The sequence below is a fragment of the Streptomyces sp. NPDC036815 genome, from assembly GCF_055609205.1.
Window position 1 is genome coordinate 188,553 of sequence record NZ_JBVJPW010000005.1, and the last position, 22,885, is coordinate 211,437.

Sequence of the window (22,885 nt, forward strand, 5' to 3'; positions counted from 1 at the left end):
CCTCGTCAAATCAGGTTGGAACGGCATGCAGCAGAAGCCCACCCGGGCCCGCATCCTCGACGCGGCCCACGAGCTCATGGTCACCCGCGGTCTGGCCAGGACCACCACCAAGGAGATCGCCAAGGCGGCACTCTGCTCCGAAGCGGCGCTCTACAAGCACTTCGCCAGCAAGGAGGAGCTGTTCGTGGGCGTCCTCCAGGAGAGGCTGCCCCGGCTGACCCCCCTCCTCGACGAGCTCCTGGAGAAGCCGGGGGAGCGCAGCGTGGCCGAGAACCTCACCGAGATCGCCCGCTCGGCCAGCGGCTTCTACGCGCAGAGCTTCCCGATCGCGGCCTCCCTGTACGCCGAGACCAAGCTGAAGCGCCGCCACGAGGACTCTCTGCGCGCGATGGGGGCGGGCCCCCACATGCCCATCGAGGCCCTGGACGCCTATCTGCGCGCCGAACGCGACGCCGGCCGCATCGCACCCGACGCCGACACCTTCGCGGCGGCCTCGCTCCTCATGGGCGCCTGCGCGCAGCGTGCCTTCGCCTACGACGCCACGGTCGGCAAGCAGCCCCCGCAGTCCGTCGACGAGTTCGCGGCGGCCCTCGCCCGCACCCTCCTGAAGGGCATCAGCTGACCAGCCACTCGTCCACGCCGGCCAGCAGCTTGTCCTGGACGTCCAGGGGCGCGGCCGAACCGCGGATCGACTGCCGCGCCAGCTCGGCCAGTTCGGCGTCGGTGAAGGCGTGGTGCCTGCGCGCGATCTCGTACTGGGCGGCGAGCCGCGATCCGAAGAGCAGCGGGTCGTCGGCGCCGAGAGCTATCGGCACCCCGGCCTCGAACAGGGTGCGCAGGGGTACGTCCGCGGGCTTCTCGTAGACGCCGAGGGCCACGTTGGACGCCGGACACACCTCGCACGTCACGCCCCGGTCCGCGAGCCGCTTCAGGAGCCGCGGGTCCTCGGCGGCCCGCACCCCGTGCCCGATGCGCGCCGCCGCCAGGTCGTCCAGGCAGTCCCGCACCGACGCGGGCCCGGTCAGCTCGCCCCCGTGCGGCGCCGCCAGGAGACCGCCGTCGCGCGCGATGGCGAAGGCGCGGTCGAAGTCCCGGGCCATGCCGCGCCGCTCGTCGTTGGAGAGCCCGAAGCCGACGATGCCCCGGTCCGCGTACCGCACCGCGAGCCGCGCCAGCGTGCGGGCGTCCAGCGGGTGCTTCATGCGGTTCGCCGCGACCAGGACGCGCATACCGAGGCCGGTCGCGCGCGAGGCGCTCTCGACGGCGTCCAGGATGACTTCGAGGGCCGGGATCAGACCGCCGAGGCGCGGCGCGTACGAGGTGGGGTCGACCTGGATCTCCAGCCACCCCGACCCGTCCCGCAGATCCTCCTCCGCGGCCTCGCGCACCAGGCGCTGGATGTCCTCGGGCTCACGCAGGCAGGAGCGCGCGGCGTCGTAGAGCCGCTGGAAGCGGAACCAGCCGCGCTCGTCCGTGGCGCGCAGCTTCGGCGGCTCGGCACCGGTCAGCGCCTCCGGGAGCCGCACCCCGTACTTGTCGGCGAGTTCGAGCAGAGTGGCGGGCCGCATCGACCCGGTGAAGTGCAGGTGCAGGTGGGCCTTCGGCAGCTCTCTTACGTTTCGTGCGTGCTCCATTCCAGGATCTTGCCGTACGCACCTGGTGCCCGGGTAGCGGCTTTCCCCCTTCGTGGAATCCTCCGAACGAAGAAACGGGCCGCCTCCCCACGAGGGGAGACGGCCCGCACGCACGCGTGGAGCGCTGTTCTCTGCCGGCAGGCTCAGGCGCGGGCCTCGGCGAGCAGCTTCTGGACGCGCGAGACGCCCTCGACGAGGTCCTCGTCGCCGAGCGCGTACGAAAGGCGCAGGTAACCCGGCGTCCCGAAGGCCTCACCCGGAACGACGGCGACCTCGGCCTCCTCCAGGATCAGCGCGGCCAGCTCGACGGAGTCCTGCGGGCGCTTGCCGCGGATCTCCTTGCCGATGACCCCCTTCACCGAGGGGTACACGTAGAAGGCGCCCTCGGGCTCGGGGCAGATGACGCCCTCGATGTCGTTGAGCATCCGCACGATGGTCCTGCGGCGCCGGTCGAAGGCCGCCCGCATCCGCTCGACGGCGACCAGGTCACCGGAGACGGCGGCGAGCGCGGCGGCCTGCGCCACGTTGGACACGTTGGACGTGGCGTGCGACTGCAGGTTCGTCGCCGCCTTCACGACGTCCTTCGGGCCGATGATCCAGCCCACCCGCCAGCCGGTCATCGCGTACGTCTTGGCGACGCCGTTGACCACGATGCACTTGTCGCGCAGCTCGGGCAGGATCGCGGGGAGCGAGGTGAACTTCGCGTCTCCGTAGACGAGGTGTTCGTAGATCTCGTCGGTCATGACCCACAGGCCGTTGTCGACGGCCCAGCGGCCGATCGCCTCGGCGTCGGCTTCGCTGTAGACGGCACCCGTCGGGTTCGACGGCGACACGAAGAGGACGACCTTCGTGCGCTCCGTGCGCGCGGCCTCGAGCTGCTCGACGGAGACGCGGTATCCGGTGGTCTCGTCGGCGACGACCTCGACCGGGACACCGCCGGCCAGCCGGATCGACTCGGGGTACGTCGTCCAGTAGGGGGCCGGGACGATGACCTCGTCGCCCGGGTCGAGGATCGCGGCGAACGCTTCGTAGATGGCCTGCTTGCCGCCGTTGGTCACCAGGATCTGGGACGCGTCGACCTCGTACCCCGAGTCGCGCAGGGTCTTCGCGGCGATCGCGGCCTTGAGCTCGGGCAGGCCCCCGGCGGGCGTGTAGCGGTGGAACTTCGGGTTCTTGCAGGCCTCGATGGCCGCTTCGACGATGTAGTCCGGAGTCGGGAAGTCGGGCTCGCCCGCGCCGAAGCCGATCACCGGTCGGCCTGCGGCCTTCAGGGCCTTGGCCTTGGCGTCGACGGCGAGGGTCGCGGACTCGGAGATCGCGCCGATGCGCGCGGACACCCGGCGCTCGGTCGGAGAAGTTGCAGCGCTCATGACCCCATCGTTCCAGACCCCGGAGAGCCCCGGTGCGCGGGTTTCCCGGAGCATCGGATCCCTTTCTGTTCGACGGGGGGCCGCGGAGCACGTACACTCACTGCTCGTTGGCCCTCACCGGCCGCACCCTCTCGACGCACTCCGTGCACATGGGCGGATGCGGTAGGTTGGGGGAAATCAAAGGGTCGTAGCTCAATTGGTAGAGCACTGGTCTCCAAAACCAGCGGTTGGGGGTTCAAGTCCCTCCGGCCCTGCTACACACTCCTTCGCCAGGATGTGTGCGCATGTACGTACTGCATTGCACCGCCGTGCGGCTCAACCGGGCGCGGCACGGCCACGACCCGGAATCAGGTGAGGACGAGTGACGGACGCCGTGGGCTCCATCGACATGCCTGATGCCCAGGACGAGGCGCCGGAGTCCAAGAAGAAGGCCCGCAAGGGCGGCAAGCGCGGCAAGAAGGGCCCCTTCGGCCGTCTCGCGCTCTTCTACCGCCAGATTGTCGCGGAACTCCGCAAGGTCGTCTGGCCGACTCGCAGTCAGCTCACGACCTACACCACCGTGGTGATCGTCTTCGTCATCATCATGATCGGTCTCGTGACCGTGATTGACTATGGCTTCAGCCACGCTGTCAAGTACATCTTCGGCTGAGCCGAGAGCGAAGGGCGCCGTACCCGGCGCCCCTATTCGCGTGTTCCACCCCATGTATCCAGGAAGAAGCAGCCACCGTGTCTGACCCGAACCTGAACGACGCCATCGAGTCGGTCGAGTCCGTTGAGGACGAGCTCGACATCGTCGAGGCGGCGGACGCCGAGGCGCCGGATCAGGCCGAGGCTGCCGACGCTGTCGCGGGCGAGCCCGCCGAAGAGGCCGCCATCCACCTGGAAGGCGATGCCGAGGCCGTCGCCGAGTCCGCCGAGGACGAGGCCGCTGTCGCCGAGGTCGCCGACGAGGAGTCCGCCGCTGACGCGGAGGACGCCACGGAGGAGACCGAGGACGAGGAGTCCGAGCCGGTCGACCCGATCGTCGCCCTGCGCGAAGAGCTCCGCACCCTCCCCGGCGAGTGGTACGTCATCCACACGTACGCCGGTTACGAGAACCGCGTGAAGACCAACCTCGAGCAGCGCGCCGTCTCGCTGAACGTCGAGGACTTCATCTTCCAGGCCGAGGTGCCGCAGGAAGAGGTCGCCCAGATCAAGAACGGCGAGCGCAAGACGATCCGTCAGAACAAGCTCCCCGGCTACGTGCTGGTGCGCATGGACCTGACGAACGAGTCCTGGGGCGTCGTCCGCAACACCCCCGGCGTCACCGGCTTCGTGGGCAACGCCTACGACCCGTACCCGCTGACCCTGGACGAGATCGTCAAGATGCTCGCCCCCGAGGCCGAGGAGAAGGCCGCCCGCGAGGCCGCGGAGGCCGAGGGCAAGCCGGCTCCGGCCCGCAAGGTCGAGGTCCAGGTCCTGGACTTCGAGGTGGGCGACTCGGTCACGGTCACCGACGGCCCGTTCGCGACGCTGCAGGCGACGATCAACGAGATCAACGCCGACTCGAAGAAGGTCAAGGGTCTCGTCGAGATCTTCGGCCGCGAAACCCCGGTCGAGCTCAGCTTCGACCAGATCCAGAAGAACTAGCCTCCGCGGCACCCTCTGGAACACACGCTTCCGAACAGGTCAGACAGGCTGCCGAAGCCGGTCTGACCTGCTCGGTTTTTAGCCGCACGACCATACCCGTTATCGTTGTGCGGTATGCCTCCATCCGGATGACTGGATGGTGGCTGGAAACTCTCACTAGGACCCGGAGAGAGCAATGCCTCCCAAGAAGAAGAAGGTCACGGGGCTCATCAAGCTCCAGATCCAGGCCGGCGCAGCCAACCCGGCCCCGCCGGTCGGCCCCGCGCTGGGCCAGCACGGCGTCAACATCATGGAGTTCTGCAAGGCCTACAACGCCGCGACCGAGTCGCAGCGTGGCTGGGTGATCCCGGTGGAGATCACGGTCTACGAAGACCGCTCCTTCACCTTCATCACCAAGACGCCGCCGGCCGCCAAGATGATCCTCAAGGCCGCTGGTGTCGAGAAGGGCTCTGGCGAGCCGCACAAGACCAAGGTCGCCAAGATCACCGAGGCGCAGGTCCGCGAGATCGCCACGACCAAGATGGAAGACCTCAACGCCAACGACCTGGACGCCGCGTCGAAGATCATCGCCGGCACCGCCCGTTCCATGGGCATCACGGTCGAGGGCTGAGCCTCCCCCGTCTGACCTTTCTCAGTGGTAGGGCCAAGCGCTGGTCCGTACCACGACTCCACACCTGTCGTGCGGCGGAGCCGCACGACGTAACCGCACAGGAGCAGAAGTGAAGCGCAGCAAGACTCTCCGCGCTGCGGACGCCAAGATCGACCGGGAGAAGCTGTACGCCCCGCTCGAGGCCGTCCGTCTCGCCAAGGAGACCTCCTCGACCAAGTTCGACGGCACCGTCGAGGTCGCCATGCGTCTGGGTGTCGACCCGCGCAAGGCCGACCAGATGGTCCGCGGCACCGTGAACCTCCCGCACGGCACCGGCAAGACCGCCCGGGTCCTGGTCTTCGCGACCGGTGACCGTGCTGCGGCCGCGGAAGCCGCTGGGGCCGACATCGTCGGCGCCGACGAGCTCATCGACGAGGTCGCCAAGGGCCGCCTGGACTTCGACGCCGTCGTCGCCACCCCGGACCTCATGGGCAAGGTCGGCCGCCTCGGCCGCGTGCTCGGTCCGCGTGGTCTGATGCCGAACCCGAAGACCGGCACCGTGACCCCCGACGTCGTGAAGGCTGTCAACGACATCAAGGGCGGCAAGATCGAGTTCCGCGTCGACAAGCACTCGAACCTGCACTTCATCATCGGCAAGGTGTCCTTCGACGACACCAAGCTGGTGGAGAACTACGCCGCGGCCCTGGAGGAGATCCTCCGTCTGAAGCCGTCGGCCGCCAAGGGTCGCTACATCAAGAAGGCCGCCATCACCACCACGATGGGCCCCGGCATTCCGCTGGACTCGAACCGCACCCGCAACCTCCTCACCGAGGAGGACCCGGCCGCCGTCTGAATCTGACGGCAGCCGCGTCGCGCACGCGTTCTGTGGACGGGCCCCGCAACCTTTCGAGGTGCGGGGCCCGTCCTGTTTGTGTACGGACCTGTCGGACAGGTGTGTCATAGGTCTGCGCTAGCGTGCAGGCTCCACGAAGGCCAAGGGGTGGGGATACATGAACAGCAGGACGATGCGCCGTGCCGGACTCTCGGTCGCGGTGGCCGCGGCGCTGACGGGCCTCGCGGCCTGCGGCTCGGGCGACTCGGGCGGCTCCTCCGACAAGGCGGGCGGGGGAGAGGGCGAGAAGGGCGGCATCAACCTCAGCCCGATAGCCGCGCTGCGCACCGTCGAGAAGTCCACCGACAAGGCGGACACGGCCCGGATCGACGGCTCGACGACCATGGGCACGGTCACGGCCATGGACATGAAGGGCGTCATGGGCTGGTCGGACGGCATCACCGGGAACGTGACGGTGACGTTCACCGGCGGTACGCAGGCCCAGCAGATGCGCCAGCTCGGCCAGCCGAAGCTGGACTACCGCTACCTGAAGAACGGCTTCTACGCGAACATGGGCGACAAGTTCGCGCAGCAGGCGGGCGGGGGCAAGCACTGGCTGGAGTACGACTACGACACCCTGGCCGAGCTGAGCGGCGCCGCCGGTGAGGCCTTCCAGGACCAGATGCAGAACACCACGCCCAACCAGTCGGTGAAGATGCTGCTCGCCTCCGGTGACGTGAAGCGCGTCGGCGAGGAGAACGTCCGCGGGACCAAGGCGACGCACTACTCGGGCAAGGTCGACGTCGCGGACTTCACCGCCAAGAGCGCGGACCTGGACAAGGACCGGATGGCCGAGCTGAAGAAGCAGTTCGACCAGGTCGGCATGGACACCGAGACGATCGACATCTGGGTCGACGGCGACAACCTGCTGGTCAAGAAGATCGAGAAGGCCGAGACCAAGAACGGCCCCTTCCGGCAGACGGCCTACTACAGCGACTACGGCACCCCGCTCTCCGTGGAGAAGCCCCCGGCCTCGGACACCATGAGCTTCAAGGACCTGCTGAACAAGCAGTCGGCCGGGTAGGCACGGCCGCGAGCAGCCACCGCGGGACCCCCACCGGCACAGAACCCGGAGGAAGCGCGACGTACCTTCGGGTAATCTCAGCCCACCGCAATAAGTGGATCAAATGTTCCTAGGGGTGGGGTCATGAGTATTTCCGTACGTACCGGACGCAAGAGAGCCGCGGGCGCCGTGCTGGCGGCCGCGCTGCTCGCCGGTGGGGCGGTGGGCTGCGGCTCGGAGAAGGCCGACGAGGCGGGGGAGGACATCTCGCCCGCGGCCGCCGTGAAGAAGGCCGCGGACAAGACCGAGGACCTCACCTCGTTCACCTTCCGGATGAAGGGCTCCGTCCCCGAGGACGGCCGGGTCCGGGCCGACGCGGCGATGAGCACCAAGCCGCTCGCCATGCGCATGAAGATGTCCGCGCCCGACCAGGGCCCGGAGAACATGGAGCTGCGCTACGTCGGCGGCGCCGTCTACCTCGGCGGCGGCAAGGAGGCCGCCAAGGAGATGGACGGCAAGAGCTGGATCAAGTTCGACGCCTCGGCCATGGGCAAGGGTGGCGGCAAGGCCGCCGGCGGCTCGGTCTCCTCGCAGGCGGAGAACAACCCGGCCGACCAGTCCACGCTGCTGACCGGCTCCAAGGACCTCAGGAAGGTCGGCGACGAGTCCGTCGGCGGCGTCAAGACCACCCGTTACACGGGCACGGTCACGCTGGACCGGATGCGCGAGCTCGGCAAGGACGAGGACGCGGCCACCAAGAAGCGCCGCGAGAAGAGCATCAAGCAGTACGAGGACATGGGCATCGAGAAGCTCACGATGGACCTGTGGGTCGATGGTGAGGACCACACCAAGCAGTTCCGCGCCCGCGGCAAGGGCGACAAGGGCCCGCTCGACATGACGATCACCTTCCTCGACTACAACAAGCCGGTGAACGTCGAGGCCCCGCCGAAGAGCCAGGTCATGGACCTCGCCAAGGAGATGAAGGGCCTCCAGGGCTGAGGCTCGATCCGGATTTGCCCGACGCGGCCCCGTTCGCGTACTCTTCCACAGAAGCCAAAGACCGCTGGTCGTTGCTGTGTTCTCGCAAGAGGGCGCAGTGGCCGAAGGATCCGCTGAGACGGCGGACGACCCGCGCAGGTGACTGTGGATGTGCTCCTGAACCGAATTCGGTTCGGTCGAGCTCACGCCCCGTGCGCCTGCGCCGGGGCGTTTCGTTTTGTCGGCCCCTTCTGAGCGGTCCTCATCACCCGGAAGGAGGCCGACGCTCTATGCCGACGCCCGACAAGGCTGCCGCGGTAGCCGAGCTCACGGACAAGTTCCGCAGCTCGAACGCCGCCGTGCTGACCGAGTACCGGGGTCTCACCGTGGCCCAGCTCAAGCAGCTGCGCCGTTCGCTCGGTGAGAACTCCGAGTACGCCGTGGTGAAGAACACGCTGACCAAGATCGCGGCCAACGAGGCCGGGATCAACACGCTGGACGACCTGTTCACGGGTCCGACGGCAGTTGCCTTCGTCACCGGTGACCCGGTGGAGTCGGCGAAGGGTCTTCGTGACTTCGCCAAGGACAACCCCGACCTCGTCATCAAGGGCGGTGTCCTTGATGGCAAGGCGCTGTCCGCCGACGAGTTCAAGAAGCTCGCGGACCTCGAGTCCCGCGAGGTTCTGCTCGCCAAGCTGGCCGGTGCCATGAAGGGCAAGCAGACGCAGACTGCGCAGCTCTTCCAGGCTCTGCCGTCGAAGTTCGTCCGCACCGCGGAAGCGCTTCGCGCCAAGAAGGCCGAGCAGGGCGGTGCCGAGTAATTCGGCTCGCGCATTGATCGCCGCCCGCTAGGGCGACGGTCGCAGCGGGCCCAACGTACGCCCGCCTTCATATACACCCGGCACCAGCCGAATTAGTGGAAGGATCGCCCATCATGGCGAAGCTCAGCCAGGAAGACCTGCTCGCTCAGTTCGAGGAGCTCACCCTCATCGAGCTCTCCGAGTTCGTGAAGGCGTTCGAGGAGAAGTTCGACGTCACCGCCGCCGCCGCGGTCGCCGCCGCCCCGGCCGGCCCGGCCGCCGCCGCCGAGGTTGCCGAGGAGCAGGACGAGTTCGACGTCATCCTCACCGGCGCCGGCGAGAAGAAGATCCAGGTCATCAAGGTCGTGCGTGAGCTGACCTCGCTGGGTCTCAAGGAGGCCAAGGACCTCGTCGACGGCACCCCGAAGCCGGTCCTCGAGAAGGTCACCAAGGAGGCCGCCGAGAAGGCTGCCGAGTCCCTCAAGGGCGCCGGCGCCTCCGTCGAGGTCAAGTGACCTCGCGAGTCGTCTGACTCTTTCACCGCACGTATGGCGGAAACGCTGTAACGCGCGGGTCGCCAAGGGCGATCACCCATGTGGGTGGTCGCCTTTTGGCGTTCCGGGCACGCCCGCGAAGGCTGCCTTGCGATGTCGGTCCCGACGAGTATGGTGATCTTCGTTGTGCCTCGGGACGGCCCGTGACGGTGACGATCTCAGGGCGATGTCGGGGCATGGGGGGCCTTGACGAACCGCACGCAGCGCGCAATTCTCAGGACGCGTCGTCACAACGATCCGGATCCGAGGCATGGATCGGCGGCGAAGAGGGCAGTATCGATGTGCATCGAGGGCGTGGCTTGCAGCAGGGGTTGAGAACAACGAGGGTCTTCAAAAACCCGCACTGGACATCAGTGGGCCTAGTGGCTACACTGACCCTTTGCGCTGCCTGTTAGCTGCCTCCTGCCCGTCACCAGGGGCATGCCCATGCTTGAGCACTGTGGATCGAATCTTCCCTGACCTGGGATGTCTGTCTCTGTGTCCAGCCTGGGACCGGTACGCGCGTAGTGAGTCCGAGCCCTCGGAAGGACCCCCTCTTGGCCGCCTCGCGCACTGCCTCGACCGCGAATACGAACAACGGCGCCAGCACCGCCCCGCTGCGCATCTCCTTTGCAAAGATCAAGGAGCCCCTCGAGGTTCCGAACCTTCTTGCGCTGCAGACCGAGAGCTTTGACTGGCTGCTCGGCAATGACGCGTGGAAGGCTCGTGTCGAGGCGGCTCTGGACAGCGGACAGGACGTCCCCACCAAGTCCGGTCTGGAGGAGATCTTCGAGGAGATCTCCCCGATCGAGGACTTCTCCGGGTCGATGTCCCTGACGTTCCGCGACCACCGTTTCGAGCCCCCGAAGAATTCCATCGACGAGTGCAAGGAGCGCGACTTCACGTTCGCCGCCCCGCTCTTCGTCACCGCCGAGTTCACCAACAACGAGACCGGCGAGATCAAGTCCCAGACGGTCTTCATGGGCGATTTCCCGCTCATGACGAACAAGGGCACCTTCGTCATCAACGGCACCGAGCGTGTCGTCGTGTCGCAGCTGGTCCGTTCGCCGGGCGTCTACTTCGATTCCTCGATCGACAAGACGTCCGACAAGGACATCTTCTCCGCCAAGATCATCCCGTCCCGGGGTGCCTGGCTGGAGATGGAGATCGACAAGCGCGACATGGTCGGTGTCCGCATCGACCGCAAGCGCAAGCAGTCGGTCACCGTTCTGCTCAAGGCTCTCGGTTGGACGACCGAGCAGATCCTCGAGGAGTTCGGCGAGTACGAGTCCATGCGCGCCACCCTGGAGAAGGACCACACCCAGGGCCAGGACGACGCACTGCTCGACATCTACCGCAAGCTCCGTCCGGGCGAGCCGCCGACCCGTGAGGCCGCTCAGACCCTGCTTGAGAACCTCTACTTCAACCCCAAGCGCTACGACCTCGCGAAGGTCGGCCGCTACAAGGTCAACAAGAAGCTGGGTGCGGACGCTCCGCTCGACGCGGGCATCCTCACGGTCGAGGACATCATCGCCTCGATCAAGTACCTGGTGAAGCTGCACGCCGGTGAGGTCGAGACCGTCGGCGACAGCGGCACGTCGATCGTCGTCGAGACCGACGACATCGACCACTTCGGCAACCGTCGTCTGCGCAACGTCGGCGAGCTCATCCAGAACCAGGTCCGCACGGGTCTGGCTCGTATGGAGCGCGTCGTCCGCGAGCGCATGACGACCCAGGACGTCGAGGCGATCACGCCGCAGACCCTGATCAACATCCGCCCGGTCGTGGCGTCGATCAAGGAATTCTTCGGCACCTCGCAGCTGTCGCAGTTCATGGACCAGAACAACCCGCTGTCGGGTCTCACCCACAAGCGCCGTCTGTCGGCGCTTGGCCCGGGTGGTCTCTCCCGTGAGCGGGCCGGCTTCGAGGTCCGTGACGTGCACCCGTCCCACTACGGCCGCATGTGCCCGATCGAGACGCCCGAAGGCCCGAACATCGGTCTGATCGGTTCGCTCGCCTCGTACGGCCGCGTCAACGCGTTCGGCTTCGTCGAGACGCCGTACCGCAAGGTCGTCGAGGGCCAGGTCACCGACGACGTCGACTACCTGACGGCCGACGAGGAGGACCGCTTCGTCATCGCGCAGGCCAACGCGCCGCTGACGGACGACCTCCACTTCGCCGAGGCCCGCGTCCTGATCCGCCGTCGTGGCGGAGAGATCGACTACGTGCCCGGCACGGACGTCGACTACATGGACGTCTCGCCGCGCCAGATGGTGTCGGTCGCGACCGCGATGATCCCCTTCCTCGAGCACGACGACGCCAACCGTGCCCTCATGGGCGCGAACATGATGCGTCAGGCCGTGCCGCTGATCACCGCCGAGGCTCCCCTCGTCGGCACCGGCATGGAGTACCGCTGTGCGGTCGACGCCGGTGACGTGATCAAGGCCGAGAAGGCGGGTGTGGTCCAGGAGGTCTCCGCGGACTACGTCACGGTCACCAACGACGACGGCACGTACACCACGTACCGCATCGCCAAGTTCTCCCGGTCGAACCAGGGCACCTCCGTCAACCAGAAGGTTGTCGTCGACGAGGGCGCCCGCGTGATCGAGGGCCAGGTCCTGGCCGACGGTCCCGCGACCGAAGAGGGCGAGATGGCCCTCGGCAAGAACCTGCTCGTGGCGTTCATGCCCTGGGAAGGTCACAACTACGAGGACGCGATCATCCTGTCGCAGCGCCTCGTGCAGGACGACGTCCTCTCCTCGATCCACATCGAGGAGCACGAGGTCGACGCCCGTGACACCAAGCTGGGCCCGGAGGAGATCACCCGGGACATCCCGAACGTCTCCGAAGAGGTCCTCGCCGACCTCGACGAGCGCGGCATCATCCGTATCGGTGCCGAGGTCGTCGCCGGCGACATCCTCGTCGGCAAGGTCACGCCCAAGGGTGAGACCGAGCTGACGCCGGAGGAGCGCCTGCTCCGCGCGATCTTCGGTGAGAAGGCGCGCGAGGTGCGCGACACCTCGCTGAAGGTGCCGCACGGCGAGATCGGCAAGGTCATCGGCGTCCGCGTCTTCGACCGTGAAGAGGGCGACGAGCTGCCGCCGGGCGTGAACCAGCTGGTTCGTGTCTACGTGGCGCAGAAGCGCAAGATCACGGACGGCGACAAGCTGGCCGGCCGACACGGCAACAAGGGTGTTATCTCGAAGATCCTTCCGATCGAGGACATGCCGTTCCTCGAGGACGGAACTCCGGTCGACATCATCCTGAACCCGCTGGGTGTGCCGTCCCGAATGAACCCGGGACAGGTCCTGGAGATCCACCTCGGCTGGCTCGCCAGCCGCGGCTGGGACGTCTCCGGCCTCGGGGACGAGTGGGCGCAGCGCCTGCAGGCCATCGGCGCCGACCAGGTCGACCCCGGCACGAACGTCGCGACCCCCGTCTTCGACGGTGCGCGCGAGGACGAGCTGGCCGGTCTGCTCGAGCACACGATCCCGAACCGCGACGGCGAGCGCATGGTGCTCCCGACCGGTAAGGCGCCGCTGTTCGACGGCCGCTCGGGTGAGCCCTTCCCGGAGCCGATCTCGGTCGGCTACATGTACATCCTGAAGCTGCACCACCTGGTCGACGACAAGCTGCACGCCCGTTCGACCGGCCCGTACTCGATGATCACCCAGCAGCCGCTGGGCGGTAAGGCTCAGTTCGGTGGTCAGCGCTTCGGTGAGATGGAGGTGTGGGCGCTGGAGGCATACGGCGCCGCGTACGCCCTCCAGGAGCTGCTGACGATCAAGTCCGACGACGTGACCGGCCGCGTGAAGGTCTACGAGGCCATCGTCAAGGGCGAGAACATCCCCGAGCCCGGCATCCCTGAGTCCTTCAAGGTGCTCATCAAGGAAATGCAGTCGCTCTGCCTCAACGTGGAGGTGCTGTCCTCGGACGGCATGTCCATCGAGATGCGTGACACCGACGAGGACGTCTTCCGCGCGGCGGAGGAGCTCGGTATCGACCTGTCCCGGCGCGAGCCGAGCAGCGTCGAAGAGGTCTGACGGGTTGGCCGGCCGGACCTCGTGTCCGGCCGGCTCTCCCCGGACCCGTTCAGACCATGATTGAGACTCGACCCCGAAAGAGGGATTGACGACAAAGTGCTCGACGTCAACTTCTTCGACGAGCTGCGGATCGGCCTTGCCACCGCGGACGACATCCGACAGTGGTCCCACGGCGAGGTCAAGAAGCCGGAGACCATCAACTACCGCACGCTCAAGCCGGAAAAGGACGGGCTCTTCTGCGAGAAGATCTTCGGTCCGACCCGGGACTGGGAGTGCTACTGCGGTAAGTACAAGCGTGTCCGCTTCAAGGGCATCATCTGCGAGCGCTGCGGCGTCGAGGTCACTCGCGCCAAGGTGCGTCGTGAGCGGATGGGCCACATCGAGCTGGCCGCCCCTGTCACGCACATCTGGTACTTCAAGGGCGTTCCGTCGCGCCTCGGCTACCTGCTTGATCTCGCCCCGAAGGACCTCGAGAAGGTCATCTACTTCGCGGCGTACATGATCACGTTCGTGGACGAGGAGCGCCGCACCCGCGACCTGCCCTCCCTGGAGGCGCACGTCTCCGTGGAGCGCCAGCAGATCGAGAACCGTCGCGACTCCGACCTGGAGGCCCGCGCCAAGAAGCTCGAGACCGACCTGGCCGAGCTCGAGGCCGAGGGCGCCAAGGCCGACGTGCGCCGCAAGGTGCGCGAAGGTGCCGAGCGCGAGATGAAGCAGCTGCGCGACCGTGCGCAGCGCGAGATCGACCGTCTCGACGAGGTGTGGAACCGCTTCAAGAACCTCAAGGTCCAGGACCTCGAGGGCGACGAGCTGCTCTACCGCGAGCTGCGTGACCGCTTCGGCACGTACTTCGACGGTTCGATGGGTGCCGCGGCGCTGCAGAAGCGCCTGGAGTCCTTCGACCTCGACGAGGAGGCCGAGCGCCTCCGCGAGATCATCCGTACCGGCAAGGGCCAGAAGAAGACCCGTGCGCTCAAGCGCCTCAAGGTCGTCTCCGCGTTCCTGCAGACCAGCAACAGCCCCAAGGGCATGGTTCTGGACTGCGTGCCGGTCATCCCGCCGGACCTGCGTCCGATGGTGCAGCTGGACGGTGGCCGCTTCGCGACCTCCGACCTGAACGACCTGTACCGCCGCGTGATCAACCGCAACAACCGCCTGAAGCGCCTTCTCGACCTCGGTGCGCCCGAGATCATCGTGAACAACGAGAAGCGCATGCTCCAGGAGGCCGTGGACGCCCTCTTCGACAACGGTCGTCGTGGTCGCCCGGTCACCGGTCCCGGCAACCGCCCGCTGAAGTCCCTGAGCGACATGCTCAAGGGCAAGCAGGGTCGTTTCCGTCAGAACCTTCTCGGTAAGCGTGTGGACTACTCCGCGCGTTCCGTGATCGTCGTCGGTCCGCAGCTGAAGCTGCACCAGTGCGGTCTGCCGAAGGCCATGGCCCTGGAGCTCTTCAAGCCGTTCGTGATGAAGCGCCTGGTCGACCTGAACCACGCGCAGAACATCAAGAGCGCCAAGCGGATGGTCGAGCGCGGCCGCACGGTCGTCTACGACGTCCTCGAAGAGGTCATCGCGGAGCACCCGGTTCTCCTGAACCGTGCGCCCACGCTGCACCGCCTCGGCATCCAGGCCTTCGAGCCGCAGCTGGTCGAGGGCAAGGCCATCCAGATCCACCCGCTCGTCTGCACCGCGTTCAACGCGGACTTCGACGGTGACCAGATGGCCGTGCACCTGCCGCTCTCCGCGGAGGCGCAGGCCGAGGCCCGCATCCTGATGCTGTCCTCGAACAACATCCTGAAGCCCGCCGACGGCCGTCCGGTCACGATGCCGACCCAGGACATGGTCCTCGGTCTGTTCTTCCTGACCACCGACGGTGAGCTCCGTGACACCAAGGGCGAGGGCCGCGCGTTCGGCTCCACGGCCGAGGCGATCATGGCGTTCGACGCCGGCGAGCTCGCGCTCCAGTCGACCGTCGACATCCGCTTCCCGGTGGGCACCATCCCGCCGCGCGGCTGGACCCCGCCGGTCTCCGAGGCGGGCGACGAGGGCGTCGAGGAGCGGCCGTACCAGCAGGGCGACAGCTTCCGGCTGCGTACGTCCCTGGGCCGCGCGCTCTTCAACGAGCTGCTGCCCGAGGACTACCCCTTCGTCGACTACTCGGTCGGCAAGAAGCAGCTCTCCGAGATCGTCAACGACCTCGCCGAGCGCTACCCCAAGGTCATCGTGGCGGCGACGCTCGACAACCTGAAGGCGGCGGGCTTCTACTGGGCGACCCGTTCCGGCGTCACCGTGGCCATCTCCGACGTCGTGGTCCCCGCGGCCAAGAAGGAGATCGTCGCGGGCTACGAGGCCCAGGACGAGAAGGTCCAGAAGCAGTACGAGCGCGGTCTGATCACCAAGGACGAGCGCACGCAGGAGCTCATCGCGATCTGGACCAAGGCGACCAACGAGGTTGCCGAGGCGATGAACGCGAACTTCCCGAAGACGAACCCCATCTTCATGATGGTTGACTCGGGTGCCCGAGGAAACATGATGCAGATGCGTCAGATCGCGGGTATGCGTGGTCTGGTGTCGAACGCGAAGAACGAGACCATCCCGCGTCCGATCAAGGCCTCGTTCCGTGAGGGCCTGACCGTTCTCGAGTACTTCATCTCCACCCACGGTGCCCGTAAGGGTCTGGCGGACACGGCTCTGCGTACCGCCGACTCCGGTTACCTCACCCGTCGTCTGGTCGACGTCTCGCAGGACGTCATCATTCGCGAGGAGGACTGCGGCACCGAGCGCGGTCTGAAGCTCAAGATCGCGGTCAAGGGCGAGGACGGTGTGCTCCGCAAGACGGAGAACGTCGAGACCTCGGTCTACGCCCGCATGCTGGCCGAGGACGTCGTCATCGACGGCAAGGTCATCGCGCCGGCCAACGTCGACCTCGGTGACGTCCTCATCGACGCCCTGGTCGCCAACGGCGTGGAGGAGGTCAAGACCCGCTCGGTCCTGACCTGTGAGTCCGCGGTCGGCACCTGTGCCTTCTGCTACGGCCGTTCGCTCGCCACCGGCAAGCTGGTCGACATCGGTGAGGCGGTCGGCATCATCGCCGCCCAGTCCATCGGTGAGCCCGGCACGCAGCTGACGATGCGTACCTTCCACACCGGTGGTGTGGCCGGTGACGACATCACCCAGGGTCTGCCCCGTGTCGTCGAGCTCTTCGAGGCTCGTACGCCCAAGGGTGTCGCCCCGATCTCGGAGGCGGCGGGCCGCGTCCGTATCGAGGAGACCGAGAAGACCAAGAAGATCGTCGTCACGCCGGACGACGGCAGCGACGAGACTCCCTTCCCGATCTCGAAGCGCGCCAAGGTCCTCGTGCGTGAGGGTGACCACGTCGAGGTGGGCCAGAAGCTCACCTTCGGTGCCACCAACCCGCACGACGTGCTGCGGATCCTCGGTCAGCGCGCGGTCCAGGTCCACCTGGTCGGCGAAGTCCAGAAGGTCTACAACAGCCAGGGCGTGTCGATCCACGACAAGCACATCGAGATCATCATCCGGCAGATGCTGCGCCGCGTGACGATCATCGAGTCCGGCGACGCGGAGCTGCTGCCGGGCGAGCTCGTCGAGCGCTCGAAGTTCGAGACCGAGAACCGTCGTGTGGTCACGGAAGGCGGCCACCCGGCCTCCGGCCGTCCGCAGCTGATGGGTATCACCAAGGCCTCGCTGGCGACGGAATCCTGGCTGTCGGCCGCCTCCTTCCAGGAGACGACCCGAGTCCTGACGGATGCGGCGATCAACGCCAAGTCCGACAGCCTCATCGGCCTCAAGGAGAACGTCATCATCGGTAAGCTCATCCCGGCCGGTACGGGTCTCTCCCGCTACCGCAACATCCGGGTCGAGCCGACCGAGGAGGCCAAGGCCGCGATGTACTCGGCCGTCGGCTACGACGACATCGACTACTCCCCGTTCGGCACGGGCTCCGGCCAGGCCGTTCCGCTGGAGGACTACGACTACGGGCCGTACAACCAGTAGGCGTCGTTGAGTTGAGTTGATGGGCGGTCACCCTGTGAGGGGTGGCCGCCCTTCGGCGTTTCTCCCTGTTCGCGACGCGGTGCGGCGCCGGGTGAGGTACGCCGTACGGGGACGGCACGGCCCGTACGCGGCCGTACGGGCATCCCCGGGACCCCGGACCAGCCGCTGCCCCTCCGTCGGCCTCTCACGGGCTGTGGGGCGGGCGTCCGTGATCCGTCCAGATGCCCGGCGTGTCGCCCCCCATCGCATTTGTTTTGACCAGACTCGATGAGGTAGGTACGCTCAGACCTTGTGCCTGGGGTGTGCCTGGGCTCGCGCGCGTGTCCTCAACCGCAGCGGGAGTCCGAGAACGGCCACCGTGATCTGCGCCCACTTTCCGCTTGGCGGCGGAGGTATGCAGCATTCGACACACCCGACCGCGTGGGTCGGCGACGTTCCAGGTTAGCTTTACCTATTCGGCACACAGAAACCGGAGAAGTAGTGCCTACGATCCAGCAGCTGGTCCGTAAGGGCCGGCAGGACAAGGTCGAGAAGAACAAGACGCCCGCACTCGAGGGTTCGCCCCAGCGCCGTGGCGTCTGCACGCGTGTGTTCACGACCACCCCGAAGAAGCCGAACTCGGCCCTCCGTAAGGTCGCGCGTGTGCGTCTGACCTCCGGGATCGAGGTCACGGCCTACATTCCGGGTGAGGGACACAACCTGCAGGAGCACTCCATCGTGCTCGTGCGTGGTGGCCGTGTGAAGGACCTGCCTGGTGTTCGTTACAAGATCATCCGCGGTTCCCTCGACACCCAGGGTGTCAAGAACCGCAAGCAGGCCCGCAGCCGCTACGGCGCCAAGAAGGAGAAGTAAGAATGCCTCGTAAGGGCCCCGCCCCGAAGCGCCCGGTCATCATCGACCCGGTCTACGGTTCTCCTCTGGTGACCTCCCTCATCAACAAGGTGCTGCTGAACGGCAAGCGCTCCACCGCCGAGCGCATCGTGTACGGCGCCATGGAGGGCCTGCGCGAGAAGACCGGCAACGACCCGGTCATCACGCTGAAGCGCGCGCTCGAGAACATCAAGCCGACCCTCGAGGTCAAGTCCCGCCGTGTCGGTGGCGCGACCTACCAGGTCCCGATCGAGGTCAAGCCGGGCCGTGCGAACACGCTCGCCCTGCGCTGGCTGGTCGGTTACTCCCGCGCCCGTCGCGAGAAGACCATGACCGAGCGTCTGCTCAACGAGCTCCTCGACGCCTCCAACGGCCTCGGTGCCGCTGTGAAGAAGCGCGAGGACACCCACAAGATGGCCGAGTCCAACAAGGCCTTCGCGCACTACCGCTGGTAGTCGCTACCCACATCGAGACCGAGAGAAGACTGAGCCGACATGGCTACCACTTCACTTGACCTGGCCAAGGTGCGCAACATCGGCATCATGGCTCACATCGACGCGGGCAAGACGACGACCACCGAGCGGATCCTGTTCTACACCGGTGTGTCGTACAAGATCGGTGAGGTCCACGACGGCGCCGCCACGATGGACTGGATGGAGCAGGAGCAGGAGCGTGGCATCACGATCACCTCTGCTGCCACCACCTGTCACTGGCCGATGAACGACGTCGACCACACCATCAACATCATCGACACCCCGGGCCACGTCGACTTCACCGTCGAGGTGGAGCGTTCGCTCCGCGTGCTCGACGGTGCCGTGACGGTGTTCGACGGCGTCGCCGGTGTTGAGCCGCAGTCCGAGACCGTGTGGCGTCAGGCGGACCGCTACGGCGTCCCGCGCATCTGCTTCGTCAACAAGCTCGACCGCACCGGTGCCGAGTTCCACCGCTGCGTCGACATGATCGTCGACCGCCTCGGTGCGACCCCGATCGTCATGCAGCTGCCCATCGGCGCAGAGGCTGACTTCAAGGGCGTCGTCGACCTCGTCACGATGAAGGCCTTCGTCTGGTCCGCAGAGACCAAGATGGGCGAGGCCTACGACATCGTCGACATCCCCGACACGCACACCGAGGCTGCCGAGGAGTACCGCGGCAAGCTGCTCGAGGCCGTCGCGGAGAACGACGAAGCGATGATGGAGCTGTACCTCGAGGGCCAGGAGCCCACCGAGGACCAGCTGTACGCGGCGATCCGTCGCATCACCATCGCTTCCGGCAAGGGCGGCGACACCACCGTCACCCCCGTGTTCTGCGGCACCGCGTTCAAGAACAAGGGCGTCCAGCCCCTGCTCGACGCGGTCGTGCGCTACCTGCCGTCCCCCCTGGACGTCGAGGCCATCGAGGGCCACGACGTGAAGGACCCGGAGACGGTCGTCAAGCGCAAGCCGTCCGACGACGAGCCGCTGTCGGCCCTCGCGTTCAAGATCGCGAGCGACCCGCACCTCGGCAAGCTCACCTTCGTCCGGATCTACTCCGGTCGCCTGGACGCCGGCACCGCGGTGCTGAACTCCGTCAAGGGCAAGAAGGAGCGCATCGGCAAGATCTACCGCATGCACGCGAACAAGCGTGAGGAGATCGAGTCGGTGGGCGCCGGTGACATCGTCGCCGTCATGGGTCTGAAGCAGACCACCACGGGTGAGACGCTCAGTGACGACAAGCAGCCGGTGATCCTGGAGTCCATGGACTTCCCGGCGCCGGTCATCGAGGTCGCCATCGAGCCGAAGTCCAAGGGCGACCAGGAGAAGCTGGGTGTCGCCATCCAGCGTCTCTCGGAGGAGGACCCCTCCTTCCGCGTCCACTCGGACGAGGAGACCGGCCAGACCATCATCGGTGGTATGGGCGAGCTTCACCTCGAGGTGCTCGTCGACCGCATGAAGCGCGAATTCCGCGTCGAGGCGAACGTCGGCAAGCCGCAGGTCGCGTACCGCGAGACGATCCGCAAGGCCGTCGAGCGGGTGGACTACACCCACAAGAAGCAGACCGGTGGTACCGGTCAGTTCGCGAAGGTGCAGATCGCGATCGAGCCCATCGAGGGCGGCGACGCGTCGTACGAGTTCGTGAACAAGGTCACCGGTGGCCGCATCCCCCGCGAGTACATCCCGTCGGTGGACGCGGGTGCGCAGGAAGCCATGCAGTTCGGCATCCTGGCGGGCTACGAGATGACCGGTGTCCGCATCACGCTTCTCGACGGTGCGTACCACGAGGTCGACTCCTCCGAGCTCGCCTTCAAGATCGCCGGCTCGCAGGCCTTCAAGGAGGCCGCGCGCAAGGCCAGCCCCGTGCTGCTCGAGCCGATGATGGCCGTCGAGGTCACCACGCCCGAGGACTACATGGGCGATGTCATCGGTGACATCAACTCCCGCCGTGGCCAGATCCAGGCCATGGAGGAGCGCAGCGGCGCTCGCGTCGTGAAGGGCCTCGTGCCCCTCTCGGAGATGTTCGGCTACGTCGGAGACCTCCGCAGCAAGACGTCGGGTCGCGCAAGCTACTCAATGCAGTTCGACTCCTACGCCGAGGTTCCGCGGAACGTCGCCGAGGAGATCATCGCGAAGGCCAAGGGCGAGTAACTCACCCGAGTTCACGCTTTAGGCTTGACACCATCCGCCGGGGTTCGAAACCCCAGGGCAAGAACCCCGGCGGCTGGCTTCCCAGCAAAGATCACCTGGCGCCGATGAAGCAAGGCGTACAGAACCACTCCGCAGGAGGATTCAGTGGCGAAGGCAAAGTTCGAGCGGACTAAGCCGCACGTCAACATCGGCACCATCGGTCACATTGACCACGGTAAGACGACCCTCACGGCCGCCATTACCAAGGTGCTGCACGACGCGTACCCCGACCTGAACGAGGCCTCGGCCTTCGACCAGATCGACAAGGCTCCCGAGGAGCGCCAGCGCGGTATCACGATCTCGATCGCGCACGTCGAGTACCAGACCGAGGCGCGTCACTACGCCCACGTCGACTGCCCGGGTCACGCGGACTACATCAAGAACATGATCACGGGTGCCGCCCAGATGGACGGCGCGATCCTCGTGGTCGCCGCCACCGACGGCCCGATGCCGCAGACCAAGGAGCACGTGCTCCTGGCCCGCCAGGTCGGCGTTCCGTACATCGTCGTCGCCCTGAACAAGGCCGACATGGTGGACGACGAGGAGATCCTGGAGCTCGTCGAGCTCGAGGTCCGTGAGCTCCTCTCCGAGTACGAGTTCCCGGGCGACGACCTGCCGGTCGTCAAGGTCTCGGCGCTCAAGGCGCTCGAGGGCGACAAGGAGTGGGGTGAGTCCGTCCTCAACCTGATGAAGGCTGTCGACGAGTCCATCCCGGAGCCCGAGCGTGACGTCGACAAGCCGTTCCTGATGCCGATCGAGGACGTCTTCACGATCACCGGTCGTGGCACCGTCGTCACCGGTCGTATCGAGCGTGGTGTCCTCAAGGTCAACGAGACCGTCGACATCATCGGCATCAAGACCGAGAAGACCACCACCACGGTCACCGGCATCGAGATGTTCCGCAAGCTGCTCGACGAGGGCCAGGCCGGTGAGAACGTCGGTCTGCTCCTCCGTGGCATCAAGCGCGAGGACGTCGAGCGCGGCCAGGTCATCATCAAGCCCGGTTCGGTCACGCCGCACACCGAGTTCGAGGCCCAGGCCTACATCCTGTCGAAGGACGAGGGTGGCCGTCACACCCCGTTCTTCAACAACTACCGCCCGCAGTTCTACTTCCGCACCACCGACGTGACCGGCGTCGTGACCCTCCCCGAGGGCACCGAGATGGTCATGCCGGGCGACAACACTGAGATGACCGTTGAGCTCATCCAGCCCGTCGCGATGGAAGAGGGCCTGAAGTTCGCCATCCGTGAGGGTGGCCGGACCGTCGGCGCCGGCCAGGTCACCAAGATCAACAAGTAAGCACTCCGCTTGCGCGTTGATCGGGGAGACCCGGTCGCTCTGAACTGAGCGCATCGCAGTACCGGAAGAGCCCGTACGACTTCGGTCGTACGGGCTCTTTCGCGTGGTACGGGCGGCCGGTGAGGGATTCGTCACGCGCGGGGAGCGGGGGCGGCTCTACGGGCGCGCGTCCGGGTGCCCGTCGGCGCTCCAGCCGGGCTCACGGCCGCTCGGGGTCACGGGGCGGCCGGAGGGGGTGTCCAACGCCGCCACCAGCGCGTCCAGGGCTCTCAGGGGCGTACGTGTCGGCAGGTTCGCCAGGACGTACCGGGCGGCGGGGTGACGTCGGCCCCGACCCGGGTTTGATCTCCGTCAAGCACCGGGTACGCTCTTCCGCTCGATTGGCACCCGGCATGCCCCGTATGGCAGACTGTCCTGGTTGCTCGGTTGAGTGCCGATGCTGCGCGCCTCCCGCCGGGAGGACCGGAAGCGAGTCCCACAGTACTCGTCGCCTTATCTGTCGCAGGGCCCGAAAAGGTCCACTGGCAGCGCTGGGGCGGACGTACGGGAATCTTTCGGGAAGTGCGGTGCGGTG

At 66.7% G+C, this 22,885-nt stretch carries 17 protein-coding genes and 1 tRNA gene; 16 read left to right on the top strand and 2 right to left on the bottom strand.

All coding sequences use genetic code 11. From position 1 onward, the window contains the following. The first annotated feature begins 25 nt into the window (after positions 1–25). Positions 26–622, top strand: a complete 597-nt coding sequence (locus tag ACZ69I_RS13930; protein WP_470832276.1) for a TetR/AcrR family transcriptional regulator — start codon at positions 26–28, stop codon at positions 620–622. Here the strand turns inward: ACZ69I_RS13930 and ACZ69I_RS13935 are convergent. Together ACZ69I_RS13935 and ACZ69I_RS13940 are read right to left on the bottom strand one after the other, a co-directional pair. After that, complete coding sequence (locus tag ACZ69I_RS13935; RefSeq protein WP_470832277.1) at positions 615–1,634, bottom strand: adenosine deaminase; 1,020 nt, start codon at positions 1,632–1,634, stop codon at positions 615–617. The two genes, ACZ69I_RS13930 and ACZ69I_RS13935, sit on opposite strands and share 8 nt — an antisense overlap. A gap of 143 nt (positions 1,635–1,777) precedes the next feature. After that, positions 1,778–3,004 carry a pyridoxal phosphate-dependent aminotransferase gene (locus ACZ69I_RS13940; protein ID WP_470832279.1) on the bottom strand — a complete coding sequence of 409 codons (1,227 nt, stop codon included), beginning with the start codon at positions 3,002–3,004 and terminating at the stop codon, positions 1,778–1,780. A 181-nt stretch (positions 3,005–3,185) separates the two neighbouring features. Here ACZ69I_RS13940 and ACZ69I_RS13945 point away from each other — a divergent pair. From ACZ69I_RS13945 to tuf, 15 genes are all read left to right on the top strand, one after another. Next, positions 3,186–3,258, top strand: a tRNA-Trp gene (locus ACZ69I_RS13945). Between the two features lie 107 nt (positions 3,259–3,365). Next, the gene (gene secE, locus ACZ69I_RS13950) at positions 3,366–3,653 is read left to right on the top strand and encodes a preprotein translocase subunit SecE (protein WP_467670458.1); all 288 of its coding nucleotides are present in this window, start codon (positions 3,366–3,368) and stop codon (positions 3,651–3,653) included. Between the two features lie 77 nt (positions 3,654–3,730). Further along, entirely contained in the window at positions 3,731–4,633 is a 903-nt protein-coding gene (nusG, locus tag ACZ69I_RS13955) for a transcription termination/antitermination protein NusG (protein WP_467670456.1), read from the top strand. 175 nt (positions 4,634–4,808) lie between these two features. Beyond that, positions 4,809–5,243 carry a 50S ribosomal protein L11 gene (rplK, locus tag ACZ69I_RS13960; protein ID WP_355803871.1) on the top strand — a complete coding sequence of 145 codons (435 nt, stop codon included), beginning with the start codon at positions 4,809–4,811 and terminating at the stop codon, positions 5,241–5,243. Between the two features lie 109 nt (positions 5,244–5,352). Continuing rightward, positions 5,353–6,075, top strand: a complete 723-nt coding sequence (gene rplA / locus ACZ69I_RS13965; RefSeq protein WP_055564539.1) for a 50S ribosomal protein L1 — start codon at positions 5,353–5,355, stop codon at positions 6,073–6,075. 157 nt (positions 6,076–6,232) lie between these two features. Beyond that, entirely contained in the window at positions 6,233–7,138 is a 906-nt protein-coding gene (locus ACZ69I_RS13970) for an SCO4651 family lipoprotein (protein ID WP_470832283.1), read from the top strand. Positions 7,139–7,261: 123 nt separating this feature from the next. Continuing rightward, a complete protein-coding gene (locus ACZ69I_RS13975) occupies positions 7,262–8,116 on the top strand; it encodes an SCO4651 family lipoprotein (RefSeq protein WP_467670452.1) in 855 nt (284 codons plus the stop codon). A gap of 269 nt (positions 8,117–8,385) precedes the next feature. After that, on the top strand, positions 8,386–8,916 hold the full coding sequence (rplJ, locus tag ACZ69I_RS13980; protein ID WP_447037989.1) for a 50S ribosomal protein L10: 531 nt from the start codon (positions 8,386–8,388) through the stop codon (positions 8,914–8,916). A 113-nt stretch (positions 8,917–9,029) separates the two neighbouring features. Then, complete coding sequence (gene rplL / locus ACZ69I_RS13985; protein ID WP_389714798.1) at positions 9,030–9,410, top strand: 50S ribosomal protein L7/L12; 381 nt, start codon at positions 9,030–9,032, stop codon at positions 9,408–9,410. A gap of 575 nt (positions 9,411–9,985) precedes the next feature. Continuing rightward, entirely contained in the window at positions 9,986–13,471 is a 3,486-nt protein-coding gene (rpoB, locus tag ACZ69I_RS13990) for a DNA-directed RNA polymerase subunit beta (protein ID WP_467670450.1), read from the top strand. Between the two features lie 96 nt (positions 13,472–13,567). Beyond that, the gene (locus ACZ69I_RS13995; RefSeq protein WP_389714795.1) at positions 13,568–17,482 is read left to right on the top strand and encodes a DNA-directed RNA polymerase subunit beta'; all 3,915 of its coding nucleotides are present in this window, start codon (positions 13,568–13,570) and stop codon (positions 17,480–17,482) included. Positions 17,483–17,962: 480 nt separating this feature from the next. Further along, on the top strand, positions 17,963–18,334 hold the full coding sequence (rpsL, locus tag ACZ69I_RS14000; RefSeq protein WP_003948652.1) for a 30S ribosomal protein S12: 372 nt from the start codon (positions 17,963–17,965) through the stop codon (positions 18,332–18,334). A gap of 2 nt (positions 18,335–18,336) precedes the next feature. Then, positions 18,337–18,807 (top strand): 30S ribosomal protein S7, encoded by a 471-nt coding sequence (gene rpsG / locus ACZ69I_RS14005; RefSeq protein WP_003974303.1) that lies wholly within the window; start codon positions 18,337–18,339, stop codon positions 18,805–18,807. A 39-nt stretch (positions 18,808–18,846) separates the two neighbouring features. Next, entirely contained in the window at positions 18,847–20,973 is a 2,127-nt protein-coding gene (fusA, locus tag ACZ69I_RS14010) for an elongation factor G (protein WP_470832286.1), read from the top strand. A 144-nt stretch (positions 20,974–21,117) separates the two neighbouring features. After that, the gene (tuf, locus tag ACZ69I_RS14015) at positions 21,118–22,311 is read left to right on the top strand and encodes an elongation factor Tu (protein ID WP_161692952.1); all 1,194 of its coding nucleotides are present in this window, start codon (positions 21,118–21,120) and stop codon (positions 22,309–22,311) included. The last annotated feature ends 574 nt before the right edge of the window (positions 22,312–22,885 follow it).

Coding starts and splice junctions, on each gene's coding strand:
- ACZ69I_RS13930 (WP_470832276.1), top strand. CDS start 26: ATGCAGCAGAAGCCCACCCGGGCCCGCATCCTCGACGCGGCCCACGAG.
- ACZ69I_RS13935 (WP_470832277.1), bottom strand. CDS start 1,634: ATGGAGCACGCACGAAACGTAAGAGAGCTGCCGAAGGCCCACCTGCAC.
- ACZ69I_RS13940 (WP_470832279.1), bottom strand. CDS start 3,004: ATGAGCGCTGCAACTTCTCCGACCGAGCGCCGGGTGTCCGCGCGCATC.
- rplK (WP_355803871.1), top strand. CDS start 4,809: ATGCCTCCCAAGAAGAAGAAGGTCACGGGGCTCATCAAGCTCCAGATC.
- ACZ69I_RS13970 (WP_470832283.1), top strand. CDS start 6,233: ATGAACAGCAGGACGATGCGCCGTGCCGGACTCTCGGTCGCGGTGGCC.
- ACZ69I_RS13975 (WP_467670452.1), top strand. CDS start 7,262: ATGAGTATTTCCGTACGTACCGGACGCAAGAGAGCCGCGGGCGCCGTG.
- rplJ (WP_447037989.1), top strand. CDS start 8,386: ATGCCGACGCCCGACAAGGCTGCCGCGGTAGCCGAGCTCACGGACAAG.
- rplL (WP_389714798.1), top strand. CDS start 9,030: ATGGCGAAGCTCAGCCAGGAAGACCTGCTCGCTCAGTTCGAGGAGCTC.
- rpsG (WP_003974303.1), top strand. CDS start 18,337: ATGCCTCGTAAGGGCCCCGCCCCGAAGCGCCCGGTCATCATCGACCCG.
- fusA (WP_470832286.1), top strand. CDS start 18,847: ATGGCTACCACTTCACTTGACCTGGCCAAGGTGCGCAACATCGGCATC.